The organism is Mycobacterium asiaticum (assembly GCF_001673635.1).
GTDB classification, from domain to species: Bacteria; Actinomycetota; Actinomycetes; order Mycobacteriales; family Mycobacteriaceae; genus Mycobacterium; species Mycobacterium asiaticum_C.
This window is the reverse complement of record NZ_LZMH01000052.1, coordinates 13,110-36,515: the sequence shown is the minus strand read 5'-3', so window position 1 is coordinate 36,515 and position 23,406 is coordinate 13,110. Positions and strand designations below refer to the sequence as shown.

Genomic DNA, 23,406 nt, shown 5'->3' with positions numbered 1-23,406 from the left:
ATTCAATAGCTGGTCAAGATCGGGTAAAGGCTTACAGCCGCAGTGTCCAGGCCGCCCCGCGGAAATGCAGCACGGTGCGGCTCACCGGCGCCACGTCGATCCGCCAGAACGATGCCGGTGGGGCGTCCAGGGCGAGCAGGATCGCCGCCCGGATGACGGACGGATGGGTGACGGCCACGGTCTGCCTCGGATCAGTCGCCGCCTGCAGCGACGCCAACCACCCCGCCACCCGTTCGCGGAGATCCAGCACCGACTCTCCGCCGTGAGGTTTGGCCGCTGGATCGGTGAGCCATGGCCCCAGCTGGCCATCGCCGAGATCGGCCAGCGACTGTCCGCGCCAGCCGCCGCAGTCCAGGTCGGCCAATTGCGGCTCGACAACCGGTCTCAGACCCAACAGCTGGGCGGTCTGCTGGGTGCGGTGTTCGGGTGCGCTCACCGGCTGGACCTCACCTCGCAACCCGAGTGCTCTGGTCACCCGTACCGCGTCGACCTGCTTTCGTCCGAGCTCACTGAGTGGTTCGTCGACCGGGAAACGCCCGGCCGCCATCGCATCGGTCATCGCGTGCGACACCAACGTGAGCCGAAGAACTCCGGTCACGCCGCCGAACTCGTCGCCCGCTCAGCGTCCTCACCCAGCAGCCGCGCCGCCAGCGTCGCGAAGGTCAGCCCGATGCCCGCCCACAGCACCAACTGGGTGCCGAGCGAGACCAGGCGGAAGTCGTAAAGCACATCGGCGGGGAAGTTCGGTGGGGTCTCATGCACCGTCGGCAACGCCAGCGCCACCACCGCAACCGCCACGAGGTACGCACCGACCCCGAGCAGCCCGGCGCGCCATGCGCCCAATCGCGCCGACAGCCGTCGAGCAAGCCAGGCGGCCGCGATCGCCAGCACCCCCGAGGCCGCCACCAGCACCAGATACCACCCGGTACGGGATCCGATCGTGCCGGACTGGCCGACCGCCGGCGGGTTCGCCGGGTATTTCAGAAACGGCACCAGATAGAGCACGGTGAACGCGACTGCCGCTAGCTGCATTGAAAATGCTTGCGGCGCAACCGCTCCGACGCGGCCGTAGGCGACGCAGAACAACACCGCGAAGAGCACACCGATCGCGACACCGAAAATCAGGACCCCGAAACCCAGCCCGGCGTTGCCCTGCACGCCGCGACTGAACAACTCCGCGCCGTGTTCGTGCACCCCGGGGGCGGCGTCGGCGCGGCGTTCCTCGAAATCGACGGCCCGACCGATCACGGGCTCGGCGACCAGGCGGGCGAAGACGAATGCCGCCACGGCACCGACCGCACCGGCCACCAGGCCGCGCAAGATCAGGCGCTTCTCCATTGCCTCAGGCCCGCCCGGCTAGTGGCAGGGGAACCCGAGCAGATGCCTTGCGTCGTGGAAGAATTCGTGCACGTGCGCGTCACTGCCGAACAGTGACACCGCCCCTTGCTCGATGCCGACGAAATAGATCGCCAAGAGAGCCAACACGGTGGCGGCTGCCAGCCACAGGGCCGCGCTGGCCGCCGACAGGTCAACCGTGCCGGCCCGGGCGGTCGATGAATTCGTCACGATCAAACTCCTTCTGGGATTTTCGCGTCCCGCTGGTAGTTGGTGACGGCTACGGGTCTGACTGTAGACAGTGGCGCGACCGTTCTGGAATTTCACCAGATTCCGTAGCTCGTCGGCTGAGCCGGTGGGTTCTCGGCCTGACTATCCCGACGTGCCGGGGCCGCCGGCGCCGGCCTTCGCCAGGTCTGGCTCCGCCGGTGGCTTGCGAGTGCCGGTGAAGGTGAAGACCGCGTCCTCGCCGGCACCTTCGCCGTCCCAGTTGTCCACATCGACCGTCACAACCTGACCGGGACCGATCTCATCGAAGAGGATCTTCTCCGAGAGCTGGTCCTCGATCTCGCGCTGGATGGTGCGGCGCAACGGCCGGGCACCCAGCACCGGGTCGAAACCGCGCTTGGCCAGCAGCGACTTGGCCTTGTCGGTCAACTCCAGCGACATGTCCTTGGCCTTGAGCTGCTTGCTCACGCGCTCGATCATCAGGTCGACCATCTGGATGATCTCGTCGCGAGTCAGCTGGTGGAAGACGATGATGTCGTCGATGCGGTTCAGGAACTCCGGCCGGAAGTGCTTCTTCAGCTCGTCGTTGACCTTCTGCTTCATCCGCTCGTAGTTGTTGTCGCCACCACTTTGAGTGAAGCCCAACCCCACCGGCTTGGAGATGTCGGAGGTGCCGAGGTTGGAGGTGAAGATCAGCACGGTGTTCTTGAAGTCGACCGTGCGACCCTGCCCGTCGGTGAGCCGGCCATCCTCCAGAACCTGCAACAGGCTGTTGTAGATCTCCTGGTGCGCCTTCTCGATCTCGTCGAACAACACCACGCTGAACGGCTTACGGCGGACCTTCTCGGTGAGCTGCCCGCCCTCCTCGTACCCGACGTATCCCGGCGGAGCACCAAACAGCCGCGACGCGGTGAAGCGGTCGTGGAACTCACCCATGTCGATCTGGATGAGGGCGTCGTCGTCGCCGAACAGGAAGTTGGCCAGCGCCTTGGACAGCTCCGTCTTACCCACGCCGGACGGGCCGGCGAAGATGAACGAGCCCGAGGGTCGCTTGGGGTCCTTCAACCCGGCACGGGTACGGCGGATCGCCTTGGAGACGGCCTTGACGGCGTCGACCTGGCCGATGATCCGCTTGTGCAGCTCGTCCTCCATGCGCAGCAACCGGGTGGTCTCGGCCTCGGTGAGCTTGAACACCGGGATACCGGTCCAGTTGCCCAGCACCTCGGCGATCTCGTTGTCATCCACCTCGGCGACGACATCCATGTCGCCCGAACGCCACTGCTTTTCCCGCTCGGCGCGCTGCGCAACAAGTGTCTTCTCGCGGTCGCGCAGGCTGGCGGCCTTCTCGAAGTCCTGGGCGTCGATCGCCGATTCCTTCTCCCGGCGCGCATCGGCGATCTTCTCGTCGAACTCGCGCAGGTCTGGCGGCGCCGTCATGCGGCGGATCCGCATGCGGGCCCCGGCTTCGTCGATCAGGTCGATCGCCTTGTCCGGCAGGAACCGGTCGTTGATGTAACGGTCGGCCAGCGTCGCCGCCGCCACCAGGGCGGGGTCGGTGATCGACACGCGGTGGTGCGCCTCGTAACGGTCGCGCAGACCCTTGAGGATCTCGATGGTGTGCTCCACCGTGGGCTCGCCCACCTGGACCGGCTGGAAGCGGCGTTCCAGTGCGGCGTCCTTCTCGATGTACTTGCGGTACTCGTCGAGCGTGGTGGCGCCGATTGTCTGCAGCTCCCCGCGGGCCAGCTTCGGCTTCAGGATGCTGGCCGCGTCGATGGCACCCTCGGCGGCACCCGCACCGACCAGCGTGTGCAGCTCGTCGATGAACAGGATGATGTCGCCGCGCGTGTTGATCTCCTTGAGCACCTTCTTCAGGCGCTCCTCGAAGTCACCGCGGTAGCGGGAGCCGGCGACCAGCGATCCCAGGTCCAGGGTGTAGAGCTGCTTGTCCTTGAGCGTCTCGGGCACCTCGCCGTGCACGATGGCCTGCGCGAGGCCCTCGACGACGGCGGTCTTGCCGACGCCCGGCTCGCCGATCAGCACCGGGTTGTTCTTGGTGCGCCGGCTCAGCACCTGCATCACCCGCTCGATTTCCTTCTCGCGGCCGATGACCGGGTCCAGCTTGCCCTCCATCGCGGCCGCGGTCAGGTTGCGGCCGAACTGGTCGAGCACCAGCGACGTGGACGGGCTGCCGGACTCGCCCCCGCGTCCGCCGGTGCCGGCCTCCGCGGCTTCCTTGCCCTGGTAGCCGGACAGCAGCTGGATCACCTGCTGGCGCACCCGGGTCAGCTCGGCGCCCAGCTTGACCAGCACCTGCGCCGCCACGCCCTCACCCTCGCGGATCAGGCCCAGCAGGATGTGCTCGGTGCCGATGTAGTTGTGGCCCAGCTGCAGCGCCTCACGAAGGCTCAGCTCGAGGACCTTCTTGGCGCGCGGGGTGAACGGGATGTGCCCGGACGGGGCCTGCTGGCCCTGGCCGATGATCTCCTCGACCTGGCTGCGCACGCCTTCCAGGGAGATGCCCAGCGACTCCAGCGACTTGGCTGCGACGCCTTCACCTTCGTGAATAAGACCCAACAGAATGTGCTCGGTGCCGATGTAGTTGTGGTTGAGCATCCTGGCCTCTTCTTGAGCCAAGACGACCACCCTGCGGGCACGGTCGGTAAATCTCTCGAACATCCGCGGTTACCTGCTCTCCCTCACCATTCGGTACTCCCTCATTGTCGGTACAAGGCCGACAGCGTGCACCTCTAACCACTGTAATGGTCGGCCTGCCAGGGTTCCTAACCTCGCAGTGCGCCGCGGTGCCGAAGCGCAACAGAATAACGAGGAAATACCCCAATGCGTTTCCCGCACCCGCCCTCGATCGCTTCGCCTCAAGCGAAATCCGAGAGAAATGGGAAAAGACCGGCGCCCGAGCCGTCCGAGCCCGGGCGCCGGTAAGCGCGATCTACGCCGGTTACGTCGCCGCGTGGAAAGCGTCGATGACGTCGGCCGGGATGCGCCCACGTGTCGACACGTTGTGCCCGTTGCGGCGCGCCCATTCCCGGATCGCGGCGCTCTGCTCGCGGTCGATGGCGCCACGGCCCCGACCCGAGCCGGACCGCCCGCGCCGCCTACCGCCGACCCGACGACCGGCCGCGACCCATTGCTTCAGGTCGTTCCGCAGTTTTGCCGCATTCTTACTGGAAAGGTCGATCTCATAGGTCACCCCGTCAAGCCCGAATTCGACCGTTTCGTCGGCGGCGCCGGCACCGTCGAAATCATCGACCAAGGTGACGGTGACTTTCTTCGCCATTGGCTTACCCTCGCGTTTCTACCTGAGCAGTTACAGGTCCAGTTTGTTTAGACTCCCCGCTTACTAATCTGCCATAGCAGCGGAAAATCCTCAATCCGAGCCGATCTTGCGCAGTTCAGTTGGCGTGTGGTCTAACAATCGGGAACAAAACAGTCTCTCTAATTGACAGCCCGGTCAAACACATCAACAAGCGGTCGATACCCATTCCCGTTCCGGTGCACGGGGGCATCCCGAACTCGAGAGCCGCGAGAAAATCTTCGTCGAGTTGCATCGCCTCGTCATCGCCGGCCGCGGCGGCCCGAGCTTGATCGGCGAACCTATCCCGTTGTACTACCGGATCGTTTAATTCCGAGTATCCGGTCGCCAACTCCATTCCCCGCACGTACAGGTCCCACTTCTCGGTGACGCCGGGGATAGTGCGGTGCTGGCGAGTCAAAGGCGTTGTCTCGACCGGAAAATCCCTGACGAACGTCGGTGCGGTCAGGCTGTTGCCGACCGTGTGTTCCCACAGTTCCTCGACGAGTTTGCCGTGACCGAACCCGCGGTCCTCAGGAATCTCGACCGAGAGTCGGTCGGCGATCGAGCGCAACCGTTCGACCGTGGTCTCGGGTGTGATCTCTTCACCCAGTGCGCCCGAGAGTGACGAATACATCTGCAGCGTTGCCCATTCTCCGTCGATGTTGTAGACGCTGCCATCGGGCATCGGCAGTTCTCTGGTCCCGAGCGCCTCGTCAGCTACCTCTTGAATAAGCTCTCTTGTGACCACCGCCGAATCGTCATAGGTGGCATAGGTCTGATAGGTCTCCAACATGGAGAATTCCGGTGAATGCGTGGAATCGGTGCCTTCGTTTCGGAACACCCGATTTAGTTCGAAGACCTTGTCAAAACCTCCGACGATGCAGCGCTTGAGGAACAGTTCCGGGGCGATACGCAGGTAAAGGTCGATGTCCAGCGCATTGGAATGCGTGACGAAGGGACGCGCCGCAGCGCCACCGGCCAGCGTCTGCAGGATCGGTGTTTCGACTTCGAAGAACCCACGCCGTTCCAGTGCATTCCTAATCGCGCGGATAACCGCAATACGCTGCCGGGCGACTTGACGTGCTTGCGGGCGAACGATCAGGTCGACGTAGCGCTGCCGCACCCTCGCCTCTTCGCTCATCTCCTTGTGCGCGACCGGTAGCGGCCGTAGTGACTTCGCGCCCATCTGCCAGGAATCGGCCAGTACCGACAATTCGCCGCGCCGTGAGCTGATCACGGTGCCGTGCACGAAAACGATGTCGCCTAGGTCGACATCCGCTTTCCAGGCGTCCAGGGATTGCTGACCGACCTTGTCGAGACTGACCATGGCCTGCAGTTGGGTGCCGTCGCCGTCCTGCAGCGTGGCGAAACACAGTTTCCCGGTGTTGCGGGCGAAGACGACCCGGCCGGCCACTCCCACGACATCGTCGGTGGCGGTGTCAACCGGCAGATCAGGGTAGGCGGCGCGGATCTCGGCCAAAGTGTGGGTGCGCTGGACGGCCACCGGATACGGGTCGTGGCCTTCGGCCAGCAGCCGAGCCCGCTTGTCCCGCCGGATCCGGAACTGCTCGGGAAGGTCCTCGTCAGGGTCTCGATCGGCGGCACTCACGACGTGCCAGCTTAAATGAACTCTTCGGCGCGCTCAGTGGGCGGTCTTGAGCCGGCCGCGCTGGGCATCCCGGTTGCGCTCGAAGACCAGCCGCAGCCCGTGCAGGGTCAGGTGCTGGTCGTAGTGCTCGACGGTGTGCAACTCGGGCAGCAGCAGTGGCGCGGTGTGCCCGGTCGCGACGACCGCGACGTCGTCGGCGGCGGAGAAGCCCTTCACGTCCTCCCGGATGCGCTCGACCAGACCGTCGACCAATCCGGCGAAACCGAACACGGCACCGGCCTGCATGCATTCCACGGTGTTCTTGCCCACCACCGACCGGGGCCGGGCCAGTTCGACTCGGCGCAGCGCCGCCGAGCGGGCCGCCGCGGCGTCGGAGGACACCTGCACACCGGGCGCGATGGCACCGCCGAGGAATTCGCCCTTTGCCGAGACGACGTCGACACAGATCGACGATCCGAAGTCCACGACGATGGCCGCCTTGCCGAATCTGTTGAAGGCGGCCAGGCAGTTCACGATTCGGTCGGCGCCGACCTCTTTCGGGTTGTCGACCAGCAGCGGGATTCCGGTGCGCACGCCGGGCTCGATCAGCACGTGCGGCACCGACGGCCAGTACTGATCCAGCATGATCCGCACCTCATGCAGCACCGAGGGCACCGTGGACAGCGCGGCGGTGCCGGTCAGCCGCTCGGCATCGTCCCCGATCAGCCCATCGATGGTCAGGGCCAGCTCGTCGGCGGTGACCTCGGACTCGGTGCGTATCCGCCACTGCTGCACCACTTTTGCGTGTTCTTTGCCCCCCGAGATCAAACCGACGACGGTGTGGGTGTTGCGGACGTCGATCGCCAGCAGCACGGCTACCGCACGCCGATGCGCGGGTCGAGCAATTCGTCGACACCGTCGGGCACGAAAGCGGGGTCGCTGCCGAGGTCGATCTGCTTGTTCTGGGCGTCGACGAACACGATCCGGGGCTGGTAGGCCCGTGCTTCGGCGTCCTCCATGGTCCCGTAGGCGATCAGGATCACCAGGTCGCCAGGATGGATCAGATGCGCTGCGGCGCCATTGATTCCGATCACTCCGCTGCCACGTTCGCCGGTGATCGCGTAGGTGACCAGCCGGGCGCCGTTGTCGATGTCGACGATGGTGACCTGTTCGCCTTCGAGCAGGTCTGCGGCGTCCATCAGGTCGGCGTCGATGGTCACCGACCCGACGTAGTGCAGGTCGGCCTGGGTGACGGTGGCGCGGTGGATCTTCGACTTCAGCATCGTCCGTAACATCAGTTCCTCCATTGATTTTGGTTGTACTCGTCCGGCCCGGAGGTGCCGGCGAGGTTACCGATTTGGATTGCAATGTTGTCCAGAAGTCTGGTGCTGCCCAGCCGGGCGGCGATCAACAGCCGGCCGGATCCGTTGCGCGGCACGGGACCCAGCTCAGTGTCGCGCAGCTGCAGATAATCGACCGACAGTCCGGGCGTGGCATCGAGCACCGCGCTGGCCGCGTCCAGGGCAGCCTGCCCGCCGTGGCCGGCGGCGTGCGCACCGGCGGTCAGCGCCGCCGAGAGCGCCACGGCCAGTTCCCGCTGCCGCGGATCCAGATAGCGGTTGCGCGACGACATCGCCAGCCCGTCGGCTTCCCGCACGGTCGGCACACCGACCACTTGGACATCGAGGTTCAGGTCGGCGACCATCTGCCGAATCAGAACCAGTTGCTGGTAGTCCTTCTCGCCGAAGAAGGCGCGATCCGGCCGCACGATCTGCAGCAGCTTCAAAACCACCGTCAGCATCCCCGCGAAATGTGTTGGCCGGGCTGCACCTTCGAGTTCGGCGGCCAGCGGACCGGGCTGCACTGTGGTGCGCATGCCGTCGGGATACATCGCCGCGGCGCTGGGCGCGAACACGATGTCCACGCCCTCCTCGCGCAACAGCGCGAGGTCGTCGTCCAGGGTGCGCGGATAGGCGTCGAGATCCTCACCGGCCCCGAACTGCAGCGGGTTGACGAAAATCGACACGACGACCACCGAGCCCGGCACCCGCTTGGCGGCGCGAACCAGGGAGAGGTGTCCCGCATGCAGCGCACCCATGGTGGGCACCAGCATCACCCGCCGGCCGGTGTGACGCAGGGCACGGGTGACGTCGCTCACTTCGCGGGGCACCGAGTACAAATTGAGTTCCCCGGGGTTGAATTTGCGCGGGTGTCCGAGCTTCACCGGGCCAGCACCTCGAGCACTTCTTCGGGTGCGTGGGCGCGGCGCGCAGTCCGCAGCGCGTTCACTCGATAGGCCTGCGCCAGTTGCGGGTCGGCGTCTTCGAGCGCCCGCAGATGGCCGGCGACGGCCTCGGCGTCCCCGCGAGCTACCGGACCGGTCAGCGCGGCCTGACCGCGTTGCAGCGTGTTCTCCAGAGCCGCCCGGGCCAGCGGGCCCACGATGCGTTCGGCGATCCCGCCCGGCTGGTTGTCGATGGGCTGCTGCCCGAGCAGTTCGTCGCCGCGCAGGGCCGCCCGCAGCGCCTCGAGGGCGTCGGCCAGCACCGTGACCAGGTGGTTGGACGCGTGGGCCAGGGCCGCGTGGTAGAGGACGCGGGCGTCCTCGCGCACGGAGAACGGCTCGCCGCCCATTTCCAGCACCAGCGACTGGCCGATGGCATAGCCGACGTCGTCGGCCGCGGTAACGCCGAAGCAGGTGTCGGGCAACCGGGCGATGTCCTCGTCCGCGCCGGTGAACGTCATCGCGGGATGGATCGCCAGCGGAATGCAGCCCTGCTCGGCCAGCGGAGCCAGTACGGAGACGCCGTTGGCGCCAGAGGTGTGGACCACGATCGTGCCCGGACGCACCGCGGAGGTGGCGGCCAGCCCGGCCACCAGGCCGGCCAGTTCACTGTCGGGAACCGCTAACAGCAGCAGTTCCGCACCCGCGGCCACGTCCGGCGGCGGCAGTACCGGGGTGTCGGGCAGGCGGCGCTGCGCCCGCTGCCGGGACGCGTGGGAGATGGCACTACATCCCACGACGACGTGGTCGGCGCGCTCCAGCGCGACTCCCAACGCGGTGCCCACCCGACCGGCGGAGACGATCCCCACCTTGAGCCTGGCCGGGCGCAAACCGTCGAACTGCCCCATCGCAGACGACCTCACACATTTCTACGTTTCGTTCCAGTCCCGATTCTCGGGTACCGGACGGTCACTATGACTGTAGTCGATGACGCGGCGGGGACCCAGTTCACTCGTCCCGGCGGCGACGACGGCCGCCTCCGCTGGGCTGGACCTGCAGCCGAGCCAGCAGGTCGGCGACGGTCTGGCCGCCGCTGGGCGGTTCGTCCTCGTCGGCTTGCTGATTCAGCTCGTCGGCGCTGCGGTGCCGGGGCGCGGGCACCGGTGGCGGGGCAAGTCGGGGCGGCGGCGGGGGCTCGTCCGGTACGGACTCGGTGCCGCGGGCGAGGCTGCTCACGCCGTAGTCGCGGTACTCCGCCGAGTGCCGCGAGCGGGAGCGGCGACCGCCGCCGTACTGGGCCGCGAAGTCGCCAGAGGTCTCGCCGGTCTCGCCGGTGTCGTCGGCGTCGGCATCCCGGTAACGCCTCCTGCGGCCCTGGGTCTGGCTGGGCGGTGGGGGCGGTTCGGGCTGCCAGTGGCTGCCGGCTGATCCCGGCGGCAACCACTGCCCGGCAGCGGTGACCGGCTGCCACTCGGTCGGCCGCGGCTCGGGCTGCGGCTCGGGGGCGGGCGGCGGTTGAGGCTGGAACTGCGGCTGGGGCTGGAACTGCGGCTGGGGCTGAAACTGCGGGGGCGGTGCCGGCGGCGGCGCGGGCCGATGACGCGGTTCAGGCTGCGCCGGGGGAACGTACTCCTGGACGGGCGTCGGCTGCCGCGGCGGCAACAGCGGTTCTTCCGGGACGTCGATGATCGCAACCTCGTCGGTCCGGGTGAGCGGATCCTCGTCGCGGCGGACCGCCGTGACCCGATCGCTGGGCACCCAGTCGGCGGGCGGGGCCTCGCCGTTCTGCGCGCCGTTGCGACCCCGGTCCGTCAGCGCCCGTGCGGCATCCCCGCCCAGCGTCTCAAGCGCCGGGCGCTGTTCCAGATCGGTATCGAACAGGATCTCGAGGTTGGTTCGCAGCGCGGACAATTCCGCGCGCAGCGCGGCGATCTCGTCGGCGGCCTGGGCGCGCAGTTCAGCGGCCAGCTCGCGGCGGAGTTGCGATTCGACGGTCAGCTCGTATTCGCGGCGGGCCGAGATCTCCCGATCCAGCTGCAGGTCGTAAACCAGCTTCATGTCGCGCGCCCGCGCCTGATCCGCCTCGGCCTGGCGGCGGTACAGCACCGACACGAAGGCGCCGGCGACGGCGGCCCACAGCGCCAGGATCACAGCGAGCTTGAGGAGTTCCACCCGATCGGTGAAAACCAGCGCGGAACTGGCCCCGATTGCCAGGACCAGCAACGTCGTCAAGAGCACCCAACCCGGCCTGCGGCCGCCGCGCCGAACCCGGGCGCCGCGGGACAGAACGGTCATGGCCCCTGACTGTACCGGGCGAGGTCAGTTGGCGTGTCGCGCCTGCGCGGCGATTCTCGCGCCGAGTTGACCACTGGCTAGGTCTCCGCTCCTTCGCCCTGCTCGCCCGGTTCCTGGGGCGGCGACTTGCAGCAATGCTGCAGCCACAGCGCGGCTACCAACAGGGCCAGAGCGCTGACGGCAGCCACCACCGCCCCGCCGGTGTCCTCCGCGGCCGCACGCATCCAGGACCGCCGCGGCAGGAAATACACCAGCACGCCCAGCCACCACCCCAGCATCACCGCGCCCACCCAGGCCGACGCCTTGGCGACCATCAGGCTGCGCGCCACCGCCAGCGGATGCAGCCAGCCGGGAGCGTCACCGATTTCGCCCTCGTTGATCTTGGCCCGCACGTTTCGGGCCCACAGACCCTCGGCCACGGCGACCAGCAGCAGCGACACCCCGCTCCACACGGTGATCGGCGGGAAATACCGGTACAGCACCGTGATCAGCAGGTACCCCAGCACGGCGGCAGCGAAGACCACCGCGGTCAGGTCGCGTTTGCGGGTGGGGCCCATCAGGTGTCCAGCGTCCACGTCGTCGGGCGTACTCCGGCGCGTTCCTCGGGGTCGAGTTCGGCCAGGAGCTCCTGCACCGGCCTGCTCAGTTGGGCGGCCGGGTCGGCGTCCAGCCACGGCACCAAGACGAATGCCCGCACCTGCGCCCGTGGATGCGGCAACGTCAGGTCGGGCTCATCCAGCGTGATCTCGTGGTGCGCGTCATAGCAGGCGATCAGGTCGACATCCAGGGTGCGCGGCCCCCAGCGGACGTCCCGGACGCGCCCCGCGGCGCGTTCCAATTCCTGCGCCCAGCGCAGCCAGGCGTGGGCGTCGCGCGCCGGATCCTCGGCGACCAGCACGGCATTGAGGAACGGCTCCTGTTCGACCCCGCCCCACGGGTCGGTCTCATACACCCGCGACACCGCGGTCACCGTGTCGCCCAGGCCGTCGACCGCCGACTGCAGCCGGGCCATCCGGTCGCCCAGGTTGGAGCCGATGGACAGCACCACGCGGGTCATCAGCGCCGCTCCTCCTCATCGCTACGCTCTGCATCGTCGCCGGCGCGGGTCATCAGCGCCGCTCCTCCTCATCGCTACGCTCTGCATCGTCGCCGGCGCGGCGCCGCTCCTCGCGCGTCATACCGCCCCGCTCGCCGGGATCACCGAGCCCCGACCACCCCGCCGGGACCGGCGCGTCACCACCGCCACGTCGTCGAACCCGTGCGGGATCGGCGCCTGCGGCTTGTGCACGGTCACCTCGACGGCGTGCAGGCGCTCGTCCTTGATCACCTCGTCGGCGATGTTCGCCCCGACGGTCTCGATCAGGTTCCGCGGTGTTCCGCCGACGATGTCGACGGCCAGCTGGGCCAGTTCCGCGTAGTTGTAGGTGTCGGCCAGATCGTCGCTGGCGGCTGCGGCCGCGAGGTCCATCCACACCGTGATGTCGACGACGAAGTCCTGCCCGTCCCGCCGCTCGTGTTCGAACACACCGTGGCGGCCACGGACTGTCAAGCCGCGCAACTCGATTCGATCAGCCATCGCGCCCGTCCCCTTCCCCGCCCTGCCATGCCGCCACGACCTTGCGGGCGTCGACCGAAGCGCGCACGTCGTGCACCCGAACACCCCAGGCGCCGTGCAGCGCAGCCAAAGCCGAAATCACCGCCGTCGCGGTTTCCCGACCGTCCGCCGCGCGCGGCGCACCGTCCGGTCCGGCCAGCAACGTGCCCAGGAACCGTTTGCGTGAGGCGCCGATCAAGACCGGGAAACCCGTGGCCACCAACTCCGGCAGTGCGCGCAGCAACGCCCAATTGTGTTGGCCGGTCTTGGCGAATCCCAGCCCGGGGTCGATCAACACCTTGTCGCTGTCGACGCCGGCGGCCACCGCTTCCTCCACACTGGCGAGCAGATCGGCGCGAACGTCGGCGACCACATCCCGGTAATCCGGTACCCGGTGCGGGTTTTCGACCGACACCGGACGCCAGTGCATCAGCACCCACGGCACTCGCGCCTCAGCCAGCAGCGGCGCCATCGCCGGGTCAGCCCGGCCACCCGACACGTCATTCACCAGCTGTGCGCCATTCTCCAGCGCGGCGCGCGCAACCTCCGCGTGCATGGTATCGATGCTGACGGTGATGTGGTGCGCCGCAAGGGCTTTGATGACCGGAACGACACGAGCCGCTTCGACATCGGGGGCCACTCTGGCAGCGCCGGGCCGCGTCGATTCCCCGCCGACGTCGACGATGTCGGCGCCTTCGGCGGCCAATGCGAGCCCGTGCCGGACGGCGTCGTCAGCGTCCAGGTAGCGGCCACCGTCAGAGAATGAGTCGTCCGTGACGTTGAGCACCCCCATAACCTGCACGGGCGCCAAACTCACTTACGCAGAATGAGATCGAGCGCTTCGGCTCGGGAGGCGGCGTCGGTCTTGAACTGACCGCGCACCGCCGAGGTCGTCGTAACAGCGCCCGGCTTGCGGACGCCGCGCATCGCCATGCACAGATGCTCGGCTTCCACCACCACGATCACCCCCAGCGGATCCAGCCGCTGCACCAAAGCGTCGGCGATCTGGCTGGTCAGGCGCTCCTGCACCTGCGGTCGCTTGGCGAAAAGATCAACCAGGCGAGCGATTTTCGACAACCCGGTCACCCGGCCGTCCGCGCCGGGGATGTATCCCACGTGGGCCACCCCGTGGAACGACACCAAATGGTGTTCGCAGGTGGAGTACAGCGGGATCTCTTTGACGATCACCAGTTCGTTGTGGTCTTCGTCGAACATGGTGTTCAGCACCGACGCCGGATCGGTGTAGAGCCCGGCGAAAACCTCCTTGTAGGCGCGGGCCACCCTGGCCGGCGTCTCGCGCAACCCCTCCCGGTCCGGGTCTTCCCCGAGCGCGATCAGCAGCTCACGGACGGCCGCCTCAGCGCGTTGCTGGTCGAACACGTGCACCCGGGTACCCCTGGCATCCAGTTGCGTCATCCAAACCTCCCGCCGCGCTGATCGGACGGCTCGTCGGATTCTTGGTCCTCGGTATCCGGGGCGGGATAGCTCGGCGCTTGATTCGACGGTCGCGGCGGCCAGCCCGGCGCGTGCCAGTCGGCCGGGGCGCCGTAGTCGGGCTGGGTGTGTCCGTGCGATCCGTTGGGGCCGCGGGAGGCGCTGTCACCGTTGCCCTGCGACTCACCCTTGGCTTCCTCGGCGGCCTTGCTGGCGCGCGCGATGGCGGCCTTGAACGCCGGCTCCGGCACCGGCTGCGGCCACGGCTCGCCCCGCTCGATGGCCAGCTCCCCGGGTGTCTTGATCGGCGGTTTGTCCGACGGGATCCGGCCGCCGAAGTCGTCGAAGATGGTCAGCCTCGGCCGCTTTTCGACGTCACCGAAGATCGCTTCCAGCTCGGGGCGGTGCAGCGTCTCCTTCTCCAGGAGCTCGCCGGCCAGGGTGTCCAGCACGTCCCGGTATTCGGTGAGAATCTCCCAGGCCTCGGTGTGCGCGGCCTCGATGAGCTTGCGGATCTCCTCGTCAATTTCGCGGGCGACCTCGTGCGAGTAGTCGGCCTGGTTGCCCATGGTGCGGCCCAGGAACGGATCGCCGTGTTCGGTGCCGTACTTCACCGCGCCCAGCCGAGCGCTCATGCCGTATTCGGTGACCATGGCGCGGGCGACCTTTGTCGCCTGCTCGATGTCGGACACCGCGCCCGTGGTGGGCTCGCGGAACACCAGCTCTTCGGCCGCGCGGCCCCCCATCGCGAACACCAGCTGGGCGATCATCTCCGAGCGGGTGCGCAAGCCCTTGTCCTCTTCCGGGACGGCCACCGCGTGCCCGCCGGTGCGACCGCGGGCCAGGATGGTCACCTTGTACACCGGGTCGATATCGGGCATCGCCCACGCCGCCAGGGTGTGTCCGCCCTCGTGATAGGCGGTGATCTTCTTCTCCTGCTCGCTGATGATGCGGCCCTTGCGTCGCGGGCCGCCGATGACCCGGTCGACGGCTTCCTCCAGCGCCGGCCCGGTGATCACCGTGCCGTTCTCCCGGGCGGTCAGCAGCGCCGCCTCGTTGACCACGTTGGCCAAATCAGCGCCGGTCATGCCGACGGTTCGCTTGGCCAGCCCGTCGAGGTCGGCGTCATCGGCGATCGGCTTGCCCTTGGAGTGCACCCGCAGCACCGCCCGCCGACCCGCCAGGTCGGGATTCGACACCGGGATCTGCCGGTCGAACCGGCCCGGCCGCAGCAGCGCTGGGTCCAGGATGTCCGGGCGGTTGGTGGCGGCGATCAGGATGACCCCGGCGCGATCGCCGAAACCGTCCATTTCGACCAGCAGCTGGTTCAGCGTCTGTTCGCGCTCGTCGTGGCCGCCGCCGAGCCCGGCGCCGCGCTGGCGCCCGACCGCGTCGATCTCGTCGACGAAGATGATGCAGGGGCTGTTTTGTTTTGCCTGCTCGAAAAGATCGCGGACGCGTGAGGCGCCGACTCCGACGAACATCTCGACGAAGTCCGAGCCGGAGATGGTGAAGAACGGCACCCCGGCTTCGCCCGCGACGGCGCGGGCCAGCAGGGTCTTGCCGGTACCCGGCGGGCCGTAGAGCAGCACGCCCTTGGGGATCTTGGCACCGAGCGCCTGGTACCTGGACGGGTTCTGCAGGAAGTCCTTGATCTCGTAGAGCTCCTCGACCGCCTCGTCCACGCCCGCGACGTCGGCAAAGGTGGTCTTGGGCATGTCCTTGGACAGCTGTTTGGCGCGGGACTTGCCGAAGCCAAAGCCCATCCGGGCGCCGCCCTGCATGCGGGAGAACATCACAAACAAGCCCACCAGCAACAACAGCGGCAGCACATACACCAGCAGTTCGCCGACGATGCTGCCTTCGTTGACGACCGTGGCGACCTTGGCGTTCTTGGCATTCAGCGCGTTGAACAGGTCGACGCCGTAGCCCGTGGGGTATTTGGTGATGACCTTGTCGGAGTTCTCGGTGTCGTTGTTGCCCTTCTTCAGGGTCAGACGCAACTGCTGCTCGCGGTCGTCGATCTGCGCGGACTTGACGTTGTCGCTGTTGATCTGGGCCATCGCCACCGAGGTGTCGACCGGCTTGTACCCGCGGGTGTCGTCGCTGAAGTAAAAGAACGACCAGCCGAGCAATACCAGTACGGCGACCGCCGTCATCGTGCGGATCACGTTTTTACGGTTCATCACTCACGGCCGAGTCGGCCAGGTCCTTCCCAATACACACAAGTGGAAATGTCCAGGTTACCGCCCATGGCGATCGCCGGGCTCCAACGGGACAACGATCGAGGGTTCCCGAAACCCCCGCCCAGCATGCGGCCGGTTCACCTTCGCTGCCGGGATCAGTCGTAATAGCGCGCCTCGATGACATTGCCGTCCGGATCGGGGAAGTAGTAACCCTGCGGCGCCCAGCCCTGCGCACCGAAGGAATTGTCGAGCCGCGCGCTGGTGTCTATCCCGGCTGCCTGCAGCCGCCGATCCAATTCGTCGTACTCCGACTTCGACATTGAGATGCAGACGTGGTTGACACGATGGCCCGCGCTTCCCCCTACCTTCGTCATCGATTCGGTGACCTGCGCGCCTTCGGCCGCCATCAGATCGATGATCGAGTCCTCGCTCACCCGCACGCTCGGGAACGGCGCCGTACCGGACTCGAACTCGTCGAAGCGCACCGGCGCCAAGCCCACCACCCGGGTGTAGAAGTCCATCGCTGTCCGCACGTCTTTTGTCCACAGCACCACATGGTCCAGTCGCATGGCTAACCATCATCCGCGGCAGCCCTGCCGATATCCACCGGCCAAGCCTTCTCAGCCCGCTGCTGTTGTGATTTGGTGTGACGATGGGCTCCTCTACCGAACGGTTAGTTGACACCAACGGGGTGCGGTTACGGGTGATCGAGGCCGGCGACCGCGGAGCGCCCGTCGTCGTGCTGTGCCACGGGTTTCCGGAGCTGGCCTACTCCTGGCGGCACCAGATCCCGGTGCTGGCCGAGGCTGGTTATCACGTGTTGGCACCGGATCAGCGCGGCTACGGCGGCTCGTCGCGACCGGAGGAGATCGAGGCCTACGACATTCACCACCTGACTGCCGATATCACCGGCTTGCTCGACGATGTAGGCGCCGAACGGGCCGCGTGGATCGGCCACGACTGGGGCGCCATGGTGGTGTGGAACGCGCCGCTACTGCACCCCGATCGCGTGGGTGCGGTGGCCGCACTGAGCGTCCCGCCGGTGCCACGCGCGAAACGCCCCGTCACGGTGGCCCTGAAGCGCACGTTCGGTGAGAACTTCTTCTACATTCTGTATTTCCAGGAGCCCGGTGTCGCCGACGCCGAACTCGATGGTGATCCCGCCCGCACGATGCGCGGGATGATGAGTTTGCAGCTATCCGGGGACCAGGACGCGGCGCTGCGCATGTTCGCACCAGGACCCGAGGGATTCATCGACCGCCTGCCTGAGCCCGACGGGCTCCCCGACTGGATCAGTCAGGACGAACTCGACCACTACGTCACGGAATTCAGCCGTACCGGATTCACCGGCGGGCTGAATTGGTACCGGAACATGGACCGCAACTGGGAGACCACCGCGGACCTGGACGGTGCCACGATCGAGGTGCCGTGCCTGTTCATCGGCGGCACCGCCGATCCCGTGTTGAGCTTCACCCGCAAAGACCGGGCCGCAGAGGTGGTCAGCGGCCCGTATCGCGAGCTGATGATCGACGGCGCCGGCCACTGGTTGCAGCAGGAGCGGCCCGACGAAGTGAACGCTGCGTTGTTGGAATTCCTCAGAGGAGTGGAATGGTGAGTGCACCAATGCGATTCGGCGTCTTCATCACGCCGTTTCACCCGACCGGCCAGTCCCCGACGGTGGCACTGGAATACGACATGGAACGTGTCGTCGCGCTGGACCGGTTGGGCTTCGACGAAGCATGGTTTGGTGAACACCACTCCGGCGGTTACGAATTGATCGCCTGCCCGGAGGTTTTCATCGCGGCCGCCGCAGAGCGGACCAAGCACATCCGGCTGGGCACCGGTGTGGTCTCGCTGCCCTACCACCACCCGCTCATGGTGGCGGACCGCTGGGTGCTGCTGGACCACCTCACCCGGGGGCGCGTGATGTTCGGCACTGGCCCCGGGGCGCTGCCGTCGGACGCCTACATGATGGGTATCGATCCCGTCGATCAGCGACGCATGATGCAGGAATCCCTCGAGGCGATCCTGGCGCTGTTCCGTGCCGCGCCCGACGAGCGCATCGATCGCCACACCGAGTGGTTCACCCTGCGCGACGCACAGTTGCACATTCGTCCTTACACCTGGCCATATCCGGAGATATCCACGGCCGCGATGATCTCCCCGTCGGGACCTCGGCTGGCCGGGGCGTTGGGCACCTCGCTGCTGTCGCTGTCGATGTCGGTGCCCGGTGGCTACGCCGCGCTGGAGAACACCTGGGAGGTGGTGCGCGAACAGGCCGCCAAAGCGGGACGGGCCGAGCCCGACCGCACCGACTGGCGGGTGTTGAGCATCATGCACATCGCCGACACCCGTGACCAGGCGATCGAGGACTGCACCTACGGGTTGATGGACTTCGCCAAGTATTTCGGCGCCGCCGGATTCGTGCCCCTGGCCAACACGGTTGAAGGTGCGCAGTCACCCCGGGAGTTCGTCGAAGACTATGCCGCCAAGGGGAACTGCTGCATCGGCACGCCGGAGGACGCGATTGCGCACATCGAGGATTTGCTGGAGCGCTCGGGCGGTTTCGGCACGTTGCTGCTGCTGGGCCACGACTGGGCCTCGCCACAGGCGACCTTCCGCTCCTATGATTTGTTCGCCCGCAAAGTGATTCCCTACTTCAAAGGTCAACTCGAAGCGCCCCGCGCGTCCCACGAGTGGGCCAAAGACAAGCGCGAAGAGCTGATCGGGCGCGCGGGTCAGGCCGTGGTGCAGGCCATCACCCAGCACGTCGCCGAGCACGACGGCGCCGAAAACTGATGCGCGCGTCGGTGTTGCGTGGCGGGCGGATGGTCTACCGCGATGACCTGCCGGAACCCGTGCCAGGCCCGGGACAGGTGCTTGTTGCGGTCCGCGCCTGCGGAATCTGCGGCTCCGACCTGCATTTCGCCGCTCACGGCGCCAAGGTGGTGGCGCTGAGCAACGAGTTGGCCCGCGGTCGAGGCGGCATGGATCTCGACGTGGAGCGAGACGTCTTCATGGGTCATGAGTTCAGTGCCGAGGTGCTCGAGGCAGGACCCGACACCGAGACCCATCCGCCCGGAACGCTGGTCACTTCTTTGCCGGTCCTGCTCTCGGACAAAGGTGTTCAACCGATCGTCTTCAGCAACACCGCGCTCGGAGGCTATGCCGAGCGGATGTTGCTCTCCGCACCGCTGCTGCTGCCCATCCCGGACGGGGTCGATGTCAAACACGCCGCCTTGGCCGAACCCATGGCGGTGGGGTTGCACGCCGTCAACAAGTCGAGAATACGGGCCGAAGAGCCAGCCTTGGTGATCGGTTGTGGACCCATCGGAATCGCGATCATCGCCGCACTGAAGGTACGGGGCGTCGAAACCATTGTGGCATCGGACTTCTCACCGAAGCGGCGAGAGCTGGCGGCGAGGATGGGCGCACATCAAACGGTGGACCCGGCTCAGGACTCGCCGTTTGACACCGTGAAAGCCCGCGTGGTGTTCGAAGCGGTAGGCGTTCCCGGCATCATCGATGACGTAATGCGGCGTGCCCGCAACGGAACCCGGCTTGTCGTCGCGGGGGTATGCATGGAGCCGGACGCGATTCACCCGTTCTTCGGCACCGCCAAGGAGATCAATATGCAGTTCGTCAACGCCTACACGCCCGAGGAGTTCGGGGACGCGTTGCGCGCGATCGCCGAGGGCGACATCGACGTCAGCCCGTTGATCACCGGCGAGGTCGGCCTGGATCAGGTGGGGGCGGCCTTTGACGATCTGGCGGATCCGGACCGGCACTGCAAGATCCTGGTGACTCCGTAGGGGCTCTGGAACCAGCGAGTGACCGTTGGATGTGGCGCGGTCGAATCTGCGGTTGACGGAGGGTGCCCCATATCGGACCCTTACTTGGTGGCGGAGATCGCTGAGGAACAAATGATTATCCGTATCGAGCGTCGCCTCATCGCGATGTACGGTCATCTGCCGCCGGATCAGGTCGCCGGCGCGATCCGGAACGCCCGCGCACGATTCGAACCGAGCACCGTTCGGGATTTCATTCCGCTCTTGATCGAGCGCCGCGCTCGCGCCGAACTCGCGGCGGCGACCTAGCACCGATCAACCACTGATCCGGGCGCGCTAAAAACCTCTTGTCCGCGTCGGTTGCCAGGGCACTCCTTGCCCGGGCCCTCGGCGAGCCTCCGGAGGGTTAATCCTTCGGTGTGTTTAGGTGAACGGAAGGTAGCTAACAGATGAACTCGAGCTATATGCTGATTTCGCCGGCGCCGACGTGCGCCGGGGAACTCGGTTACGAACGGTGCGGTGATTCGGTTGATCCACGGAGGCCCCGGCATCGGGTTGCACGCGAACGATGTATTCGCCGGTTATAAGGTCCTGCGGTTTCTAGGATCCGGCGGCATGGGCGAGGTCTACCTCGCCCAGCATCCGCGGTTACCGCGGCAAGAGGCCCTGAAGATCCTCGGCAGCGGGGTCTCCGCCGACGACGACTATCGCCAGCGATTCATTCGTGAGGCGGACTTGGCGGCCGCGCTGTGGCATCCCAACATCGTGCGCATCAACGACCGTGGCGAGTTCAACGGACAGCTGTGGATAGCTATGGACTTCGTCGACGGAACCGACGCGGCGAGCTTGCTGCGCGACCACTATCCGGCGGGCATGCCAGCGGATCGAGTGGCACAAATAGTCACCGCGATCGCCAGCGCTCTCGACTATGCGCACCGTCATCACAATCTGATGCACCGCGATGTCAGTCCAGCCAACATCCTTCTCGCGAGGGCCGCGGCTGGCGACCAACGAATCTTGTTGAGCGATTTCGGCATATCGCGGAACATCGGTGACACCAGCGGCTTGACCGCGACGAACATGACCATCGGCACGGTTCCCTACGCCCCACCGGAACAGTTGACCGATGAACCGCTTGATGGGCGCGCCGACCAATACGCTCTGGCAGCCACCGCCTACCATCTGCTGACTGGGTCGCCGCTGTTCCCGCATAACAATCCGGCGGTGGTGATCAGCCGCCACCTGAGCGCGCCGCCGCCGTCCCTGGCGGAGACGCATCCGATGCTGCGGGTATTCGACCCGGTGCTGGCCACAGCCCTCGCCAAGGACCCGGCGGATCGCTTCCCGCGGTGCACTGACTTCGCGGACGCATTCGCTGAGGCGGTCACCTCCGGCCGGCACCCGGCAGCTTCGGCGTCGACCATGCCGAGACCGTTGGCGGTCAGGTCACCGATGGCGTCGATCTCGGCGCCCACGCCCACAGCCGCCGGCGCCGAACGCGGAATAGCCCAGCGGTGGCGCATCTTTGCGGCAGCGGCCACCCTGCTTGCGCTGACGGCTCTTGGCGCCAGCGGCTATCCGGATGACAACGGCCCGGGTGAGCTGAGGGCACAGGCGCCGGCACCCCCCGCCCTGGCGCAACCTCAGCCGGTGGCACAGCACGCGCCACCTTCAGCACCCACGCCGCCGGTGGCCCCGGTGGTCGGTGAATCTGCTCCGCCGGCGCCGGCACCGGCCCCGCCGCCACCGGCGTCGGTTCCCAATGCGCCGGCCCCGAAGGCACCGATACCGGTCGCCCAGCGCCCCTCCTCGCCGGCACCGGCCGCGCCGGCACCGCAGCAGTCTGCACCCAGCCCCGACCAGGCTTATCTCAATCTCGTGTCGGAGATCCCGGGGGTCACGGTCACTGACCCCACGGTGGCCGTCAACACCGGTCGTAACCTGTGCACGGTGCTGCAGAACGGCGGAAGCCCCAACGAAGTCGCCGACGCGACCGTGAACAGCAACCAAGGCATCACCCCGGCCCAGGCCGCGGCCGGCGTCAACGCCGCGATCAGTGTCTACTGTCCGCAGTACCTGCGATAGCTCACAAACTGACGGTGCGGGCCGCTAGCCCGTGAACCATGGTCAACCCGCCGTTCGACACCGCGAAAGCCCCTGTGCAGCCTCGCGGCTTCACCCCGCGAACGGTGGACGTGTCATCACTGTGGGATGGAAGCCGTAGCGCGGCGCGTTTGCCGCACCCAGGCCGCGTCCGAGCCCGCCGGTGAGAGGCATGCCGCCGAGCATGTGCTGGCTGGGTTCGGGCACTACGGCCGCGTTCGCGCCGGCACCGCTGAACGGCAGCGTCGCCACCCGGCCAAGGCCCGGCGTCGCCGTTGCCCAGGCATTGGGCACCGACAGCCCACCGATCTGCGCGGCCTTGCCGATCCCGCTCACGCCGCCCAATCCGCCCAAACCACCCAGGCCGCCGAGATTGCCCAAACCGGCTGCTGCTCCCTCCGCAGCCTTGGCCGCGCCTTCGGCGGCGTGGGCGGCCGCGGGGAAGAAACTGTGTCCCAGGCCGTCAATGTCCTTCATCGCCGTGGAGGTCAGACGCACCGGGGAGATCATCCTGATGTAGGTATCGGCGAAAACGCTCGCGTCCAACGTTGAAGAGCCGGTCAAACCCTCCATGAGGTCTCCCACGACCCCCTGGAACACAAGTCCGTCACCATTGGAGTTCCAGGTGGTGTTGCCTAATCCCAGCACGGCCAGTGGATCCTTGAGGAACGGCGGCGCGTTGGTCAGCCCGGAAAGTCCGGCTAGCGCCTTGTTGACCGAGCTGTTCATGTTGGTGACGAAATCCTGCACGGTCGAGGCCACGGATGACGCCGAAGCCTGCGCCACGGCGGCTGCCTGGTTGGCCAAACCGGTCGGGGTGGTCACCTGCGGCGGCAAGCTGAACGGAGTCAGCGCCGTCGCTTGCGCCGACGAGCCGGCGTAGCCGTACATCACCCCGGCGTCCTGCGCCCACATCTCCGCGTAGTCGGCTTCGACCACGGCGATCGCCGGAGTGTTCTGGCCAAAGATGTTGGTGGCCACCAGCTGTGCCAGCAGCGCCCGATTGGCCGCGACCTCCACGGGCGGTACCGTCCCGGAGAATGCCGCCTCGTAGGCGCTGGCCGCGGCTGCGGCCTGCGCGCCGGCTTGTTCGGCCAGCAGGGCGGTGCTGTCCAACCAGGTCAGGTGCGGCGCGACCGCAGCCGACATCGCTGCCGCGGCGGGCCCCATCCACGGTCCGGTGGTCAAGCCGGACAACAGCGACCGGTAGGAACCCGCCGTCGCATGGAGTTCAGCGGCCAGCGATTGCCATGCGGTGGCCGCGGCCAGCATCGATCCGGCACCCGGCCCGGAGTACATCAACGTGGAGTTGACC

General features: G+C 67.0%; 24 protein-coding genes. 5 read left to right on the top strand and 19 right to left on the bottom strand.

Annotated elements, in window-relative coordinates; all coding sequences use genetic code 11:
* Nucleotides 1–31: 31 nt before the first annotated feature.
* The 18 genes from A5645_RS15050 to A5645_RS14965 form a co-directional block, all read right to left on the bottom strand.
* Nucleotides 32–598, bottom strand: coding sequence for a histidine phosphatase family protein (locus tag A5645_RS15050; protein ID WP_065034570.1), 567 nt, complete (start codon nucleotides 596–598; stop codon nucleotides 32–34).
* Nucleotides 595–1,338 carry a CbtA family protein gene (locus A5645_RS15045; protein ID WP_065130090.1) on the bottom strand — a complete coding sequence of 248 codons (744 nt, stop codon included), beginning with the start codon at nucleotides 1,336–1,338 and terminating at the stop codon, nucleotides 595–597. The genes A5645_RS15050 and A5645_RS15045 overlap by 4 nt, the downstream gene beginning before the upstream one ends.
* Nucleotides 1,339–1,356: 18 nt before the next feature.
* The gene (locus tag A5645_RS15040; RefSeq protein ID WP_065034572.1) at nucleotides 1,357–1,566 is read right to left on the bottom strand and encodes a CbtB domain-containing protein; all 210 of its coding nucleotides are present in this window, start codon (nucleotides 1,564–1,566) and stop codon (nucleotides 1,357–1,359) included.
* Between the two features lie 141 nt (nucleotides 1,567–1,707).
* Nucleotides 1,708–4,242 carry an ATP-dependent protease ATP-binding subunit ClpC gene (clpC1, locus tag A5645_RS15035; RefSeq protein ID WP_065034573.1) on the bottom strand — a complete coding sequence of 845 codons (2,535 nt, stop codon included), beginning with the start codon at nucleotides 4,240–4,242 and terminating at the stop codon, nucleotides 1,708–1,710.
* Between the two features lie 280 nt (nucleotides 4,243–4,522).
* Entirely contained in the window at nucleotides 4,523–4,861 is a 339-nt protein-coding gene (gene lsr2 / locus A5645_RS15030; RefSeq protein ID WP_036363110.1) for a histone-like nucleoid-structuring protein Lsr2, read from the bottom strand.
* A gap of 115 nt (nucleotides 4,862–4,976) precedes the next feature.
* On the bottom strand, nucleotides 4,977–6,488 hold the full coding sequence (gene lysS / locus A5645_RS15025; protein ID WP_065034574.1) for a lysine--tRNA ligase: 1,512 nt from the start codon (nucleotides 6,486–6,488) through the stop codon (nucleotides 4,977–4,979).
* A 33-nt stretch (nucleotides 6,489–6,521) separates the two neighbouring features.
* On the bottom strand, nucleotides 6,522–7,340 hold the full coding sequence (locus A5645_RS15020; RefSeq protein ID WP_065130089.1) for a type III pantothenate kinase: 819 nt from the start codon (nucleotides 7,338–7,340) through the stop codon (nucleotides 6,522–6,524).
* 2 nt (nucleotides 7,341–7,342) lie between these two features.
* Nucleotides 7,343–7,762, bottom strand: coding sequence for an aspartate 1-decarboxylase (gene panD, locus A5645_RS15015; protein ID WP_065034584.1), 420 nt, complete (start codon nucleotides 7,760–7,762; stop codon nucleotides 7,343–7,345).
* The gene (gene panC, locus A5645_RS15010; RefSeq protein ID WP_065130088.1) at nucleotides 7,762–8,691 is read right to left on the bottom strand and encodes a pantoate--beta-alanine ligase; all 930 of its coding nucleotides are present in this window, start codon (nucleotides 8,689–8,691) and stop codon (nucleotides 7,762–7,764) included. The genes panD and panC overlap by 1 nt, the downstream gene beginning before the upstream one ends.
* The gene (locus A5645_RS15005) at nucleotides 8,688–9,599 is read right to left on the bottom strand and encodes a Rossmann-like and DUF2520 domain-containing protein (protein ID WP_065130087.1); all 912 of its coding nucleotides are present in this window, start codon (nucleotides 9,597–9,599) and stop codon (nucleotides 8,688–8,690) included. The genes panC and A5645_RS15005 overlap by 4 nt, the downstream gene beginning before the upstream one ends.
* A gap of 100 nt (nucleotides 9,600–9,699) precedes the next feature.
* Nucleotides 9,700–10,986: a DUF6779 domain-containing protein gene (locus A5645_RS15000; RefSeq protein ID WP_065130086.1), complete on the bottom strand. Its 1,287-nt coding sequence runs from the start codon at nucleotides 10,984–10,986 to the stop codon at nucleotides 9,700–9,702.
* 77 nt (nucleotides 10,987–11,063) lie between these two features.
* On the bottom strand, nucleotides 11,064–11,543 hold the full coding sequence (locus tag A5645_RS14995; protein WP_065035961.1) for a DUF3180 domain-containing protein: 480 nt from the start codon (nucleotides 11,541–11,543) through the stop codon (nucleotides 11,064–11,066).
* Nucleotides 11,543–12,043 (bottom strand): 2-amino-4-hydroxy-6-hydroxymethyldihydropteridine diphosphokinase, encoded by a 501-nt coding sequence (gene folK / locus A5645_RS14990; protein WP_065130085.1) that lies wholly within the window; start codon nucleotides 12,041–12,043, stop codon nucleotides 11,543–11,545. Before folK ends, A5645_RS14995 begins: the two co-directional genes overlap by 1 nt.
* Nucleotides 12,044–12,160: 117 nt before the next feature.
* Complete coding sequence (gene folB / locus A5645_RS14985) at nucleotides 12,161–12,562, bottom strand: dihydroneopterin aldolase (protein WP_065035950.1); 402 nt, start codon at nucleotides 12,560–12,562, stop codon at nucleotides 12,161–12,163.
* The gene (folP, locus tag A5645_RS14980) at nucleotides 12,555–13,397 is read right to left on the bottom strand and encodes a dihydropteroate synthase (protein WP_155768022.1); all 843 of its coding nucleotides are present in this window, start codon (nucleotides 13,395–13,397) and stop codon (nucleotides 12,555–12,557) included. Before folP ends, folB begins: the two co-directional genes overlap by 8 nt.
* Nucleotides 13,394–13,996, bottom strand: coding sequence for a GTP cyclohydrolase I FolE (folE, locus tag A5645_RS14975; protein WP_065035948.1), 603 nt, complete (start codon nucleotides 13,994–13,996; stop codon nucleotides 13,394–13,396). The genes folP and folE overlap by 4 nt, the downstream gene beginning before the upstream one ends.
* Entirely contained in the window at nucleotides 13,993–16,200 is a 2,208-nt protein-coding gene (ftsH, locus tag A5645_RS14970) for an ATP-dependent zinc metalloprotease FtsH (protein ID WP_065130083.1), read from the bottom strand. The genes folE and ftsH overlap by 4 nt, the downstream gene beginning before the upstream one ends.
* A 155-nt stretch (nucleotides 16,201–16,355) precedes the next feature.
* Nucleotides 16,356–16,769 (bottom strand): VOC family protein, encoded by a 414-nt coding sequence (locus A5645_RS14965; protein WP_065130082.1) that lies wholly within the window; start codon nucleotides 16,767–16,769, stop codon nucleotides 16,356–16,358.
* 83 nt (nucleotides 16,770–16,852) lie between these two features.
* Between A5645_RS14965 and A5645_RS14960 the strand changes: the two genes are divergently transcribed.
* From A5645_RS14960 to A5645_RS14940, 5 genes are all read left to right on the top strand, one after another.
* Complete coding sequence (locus A5645_RS14960; RefSeq protein WP_065130081.1) at nucleotides 16,853–17,815, top strand: alpha/beta fold hydrolase; 963 nt, start codon at nucleotides 16,853–16,855, stop codon at nucleotides 17,813–17,815.
* Complete coding sequence (locus A5645_RS14955) at nucleotides 17,812–18,999, top strand: LLM class flavin-dependent oxidoreductase (RefSeq protein WP_155768021.1); 1,188 nt, start codon at nucleotides 17,812–17,814, stop codon at nucleotides 18,997–18,999. Before A5645_RS14960 ends, A5645_RS14955 begins: the two co-directional genes overlap by 4 nt.
* Nucleotides 18,999–20,012 (top strand): zinc-binding dehydrogenase, encoded by a 1,014-nt coding sequence (locus A5645_RS14950; protein ID WP_065130079.1) that lies wholly within the window; start codon nucleotides 18,999–19,001, stop codon nucleotides 20,010–20,012. The genes A5645_RS14955 and A5645_RS14950 overlap by 1 nt, the downstream gene beginning before the upstream one ends.
* A gap of 87 nt (nucleotides 20,013–20,099) precedes the next feature.
* Complete coding sequence (locus A5645_RS14945; RefSeq protein WP_065035942.1) at nucleotides 20,100–20,297, top strand: three-helix bundle dimerization domain-containing protein; 198 nt, start codon at nucleotides 20,100–20,102, stop codon at nucleotides 20,295–20,297.
* Between the two features lie 306 nt (nucleotides 20,298–20,603).
* Nucleotides 20,604–22,073, top strand: a complete 1,470-nt coding sequence (locus tag A5645_RS14940; RefSeq protein ID WP_253867010.1) for a serine/threonine-protein kinase — start codon at nucleotides 20,604–20,606, stop codon at nucleotides 22,071–22,073.
* A 90-nt stretch (nucleotides 22,074–22,163) separates the two neighbouring features.
* On the opposite strand, the gene A5645_RS14935 is transcribed toward A5645_RS14940, so the two are convergent.
* A complete protein-coding gene (locus tag A5645_RS14935) occupies nucleotides 22,164–23,390 on the bottom strand; it encodes a PPE family protein (protein WP_065130142.1) in 1,227 nt (408 codons plus the stop codon).
* Nucleotides 23,391–23,406: the final 16 nt, after the last annotated feature.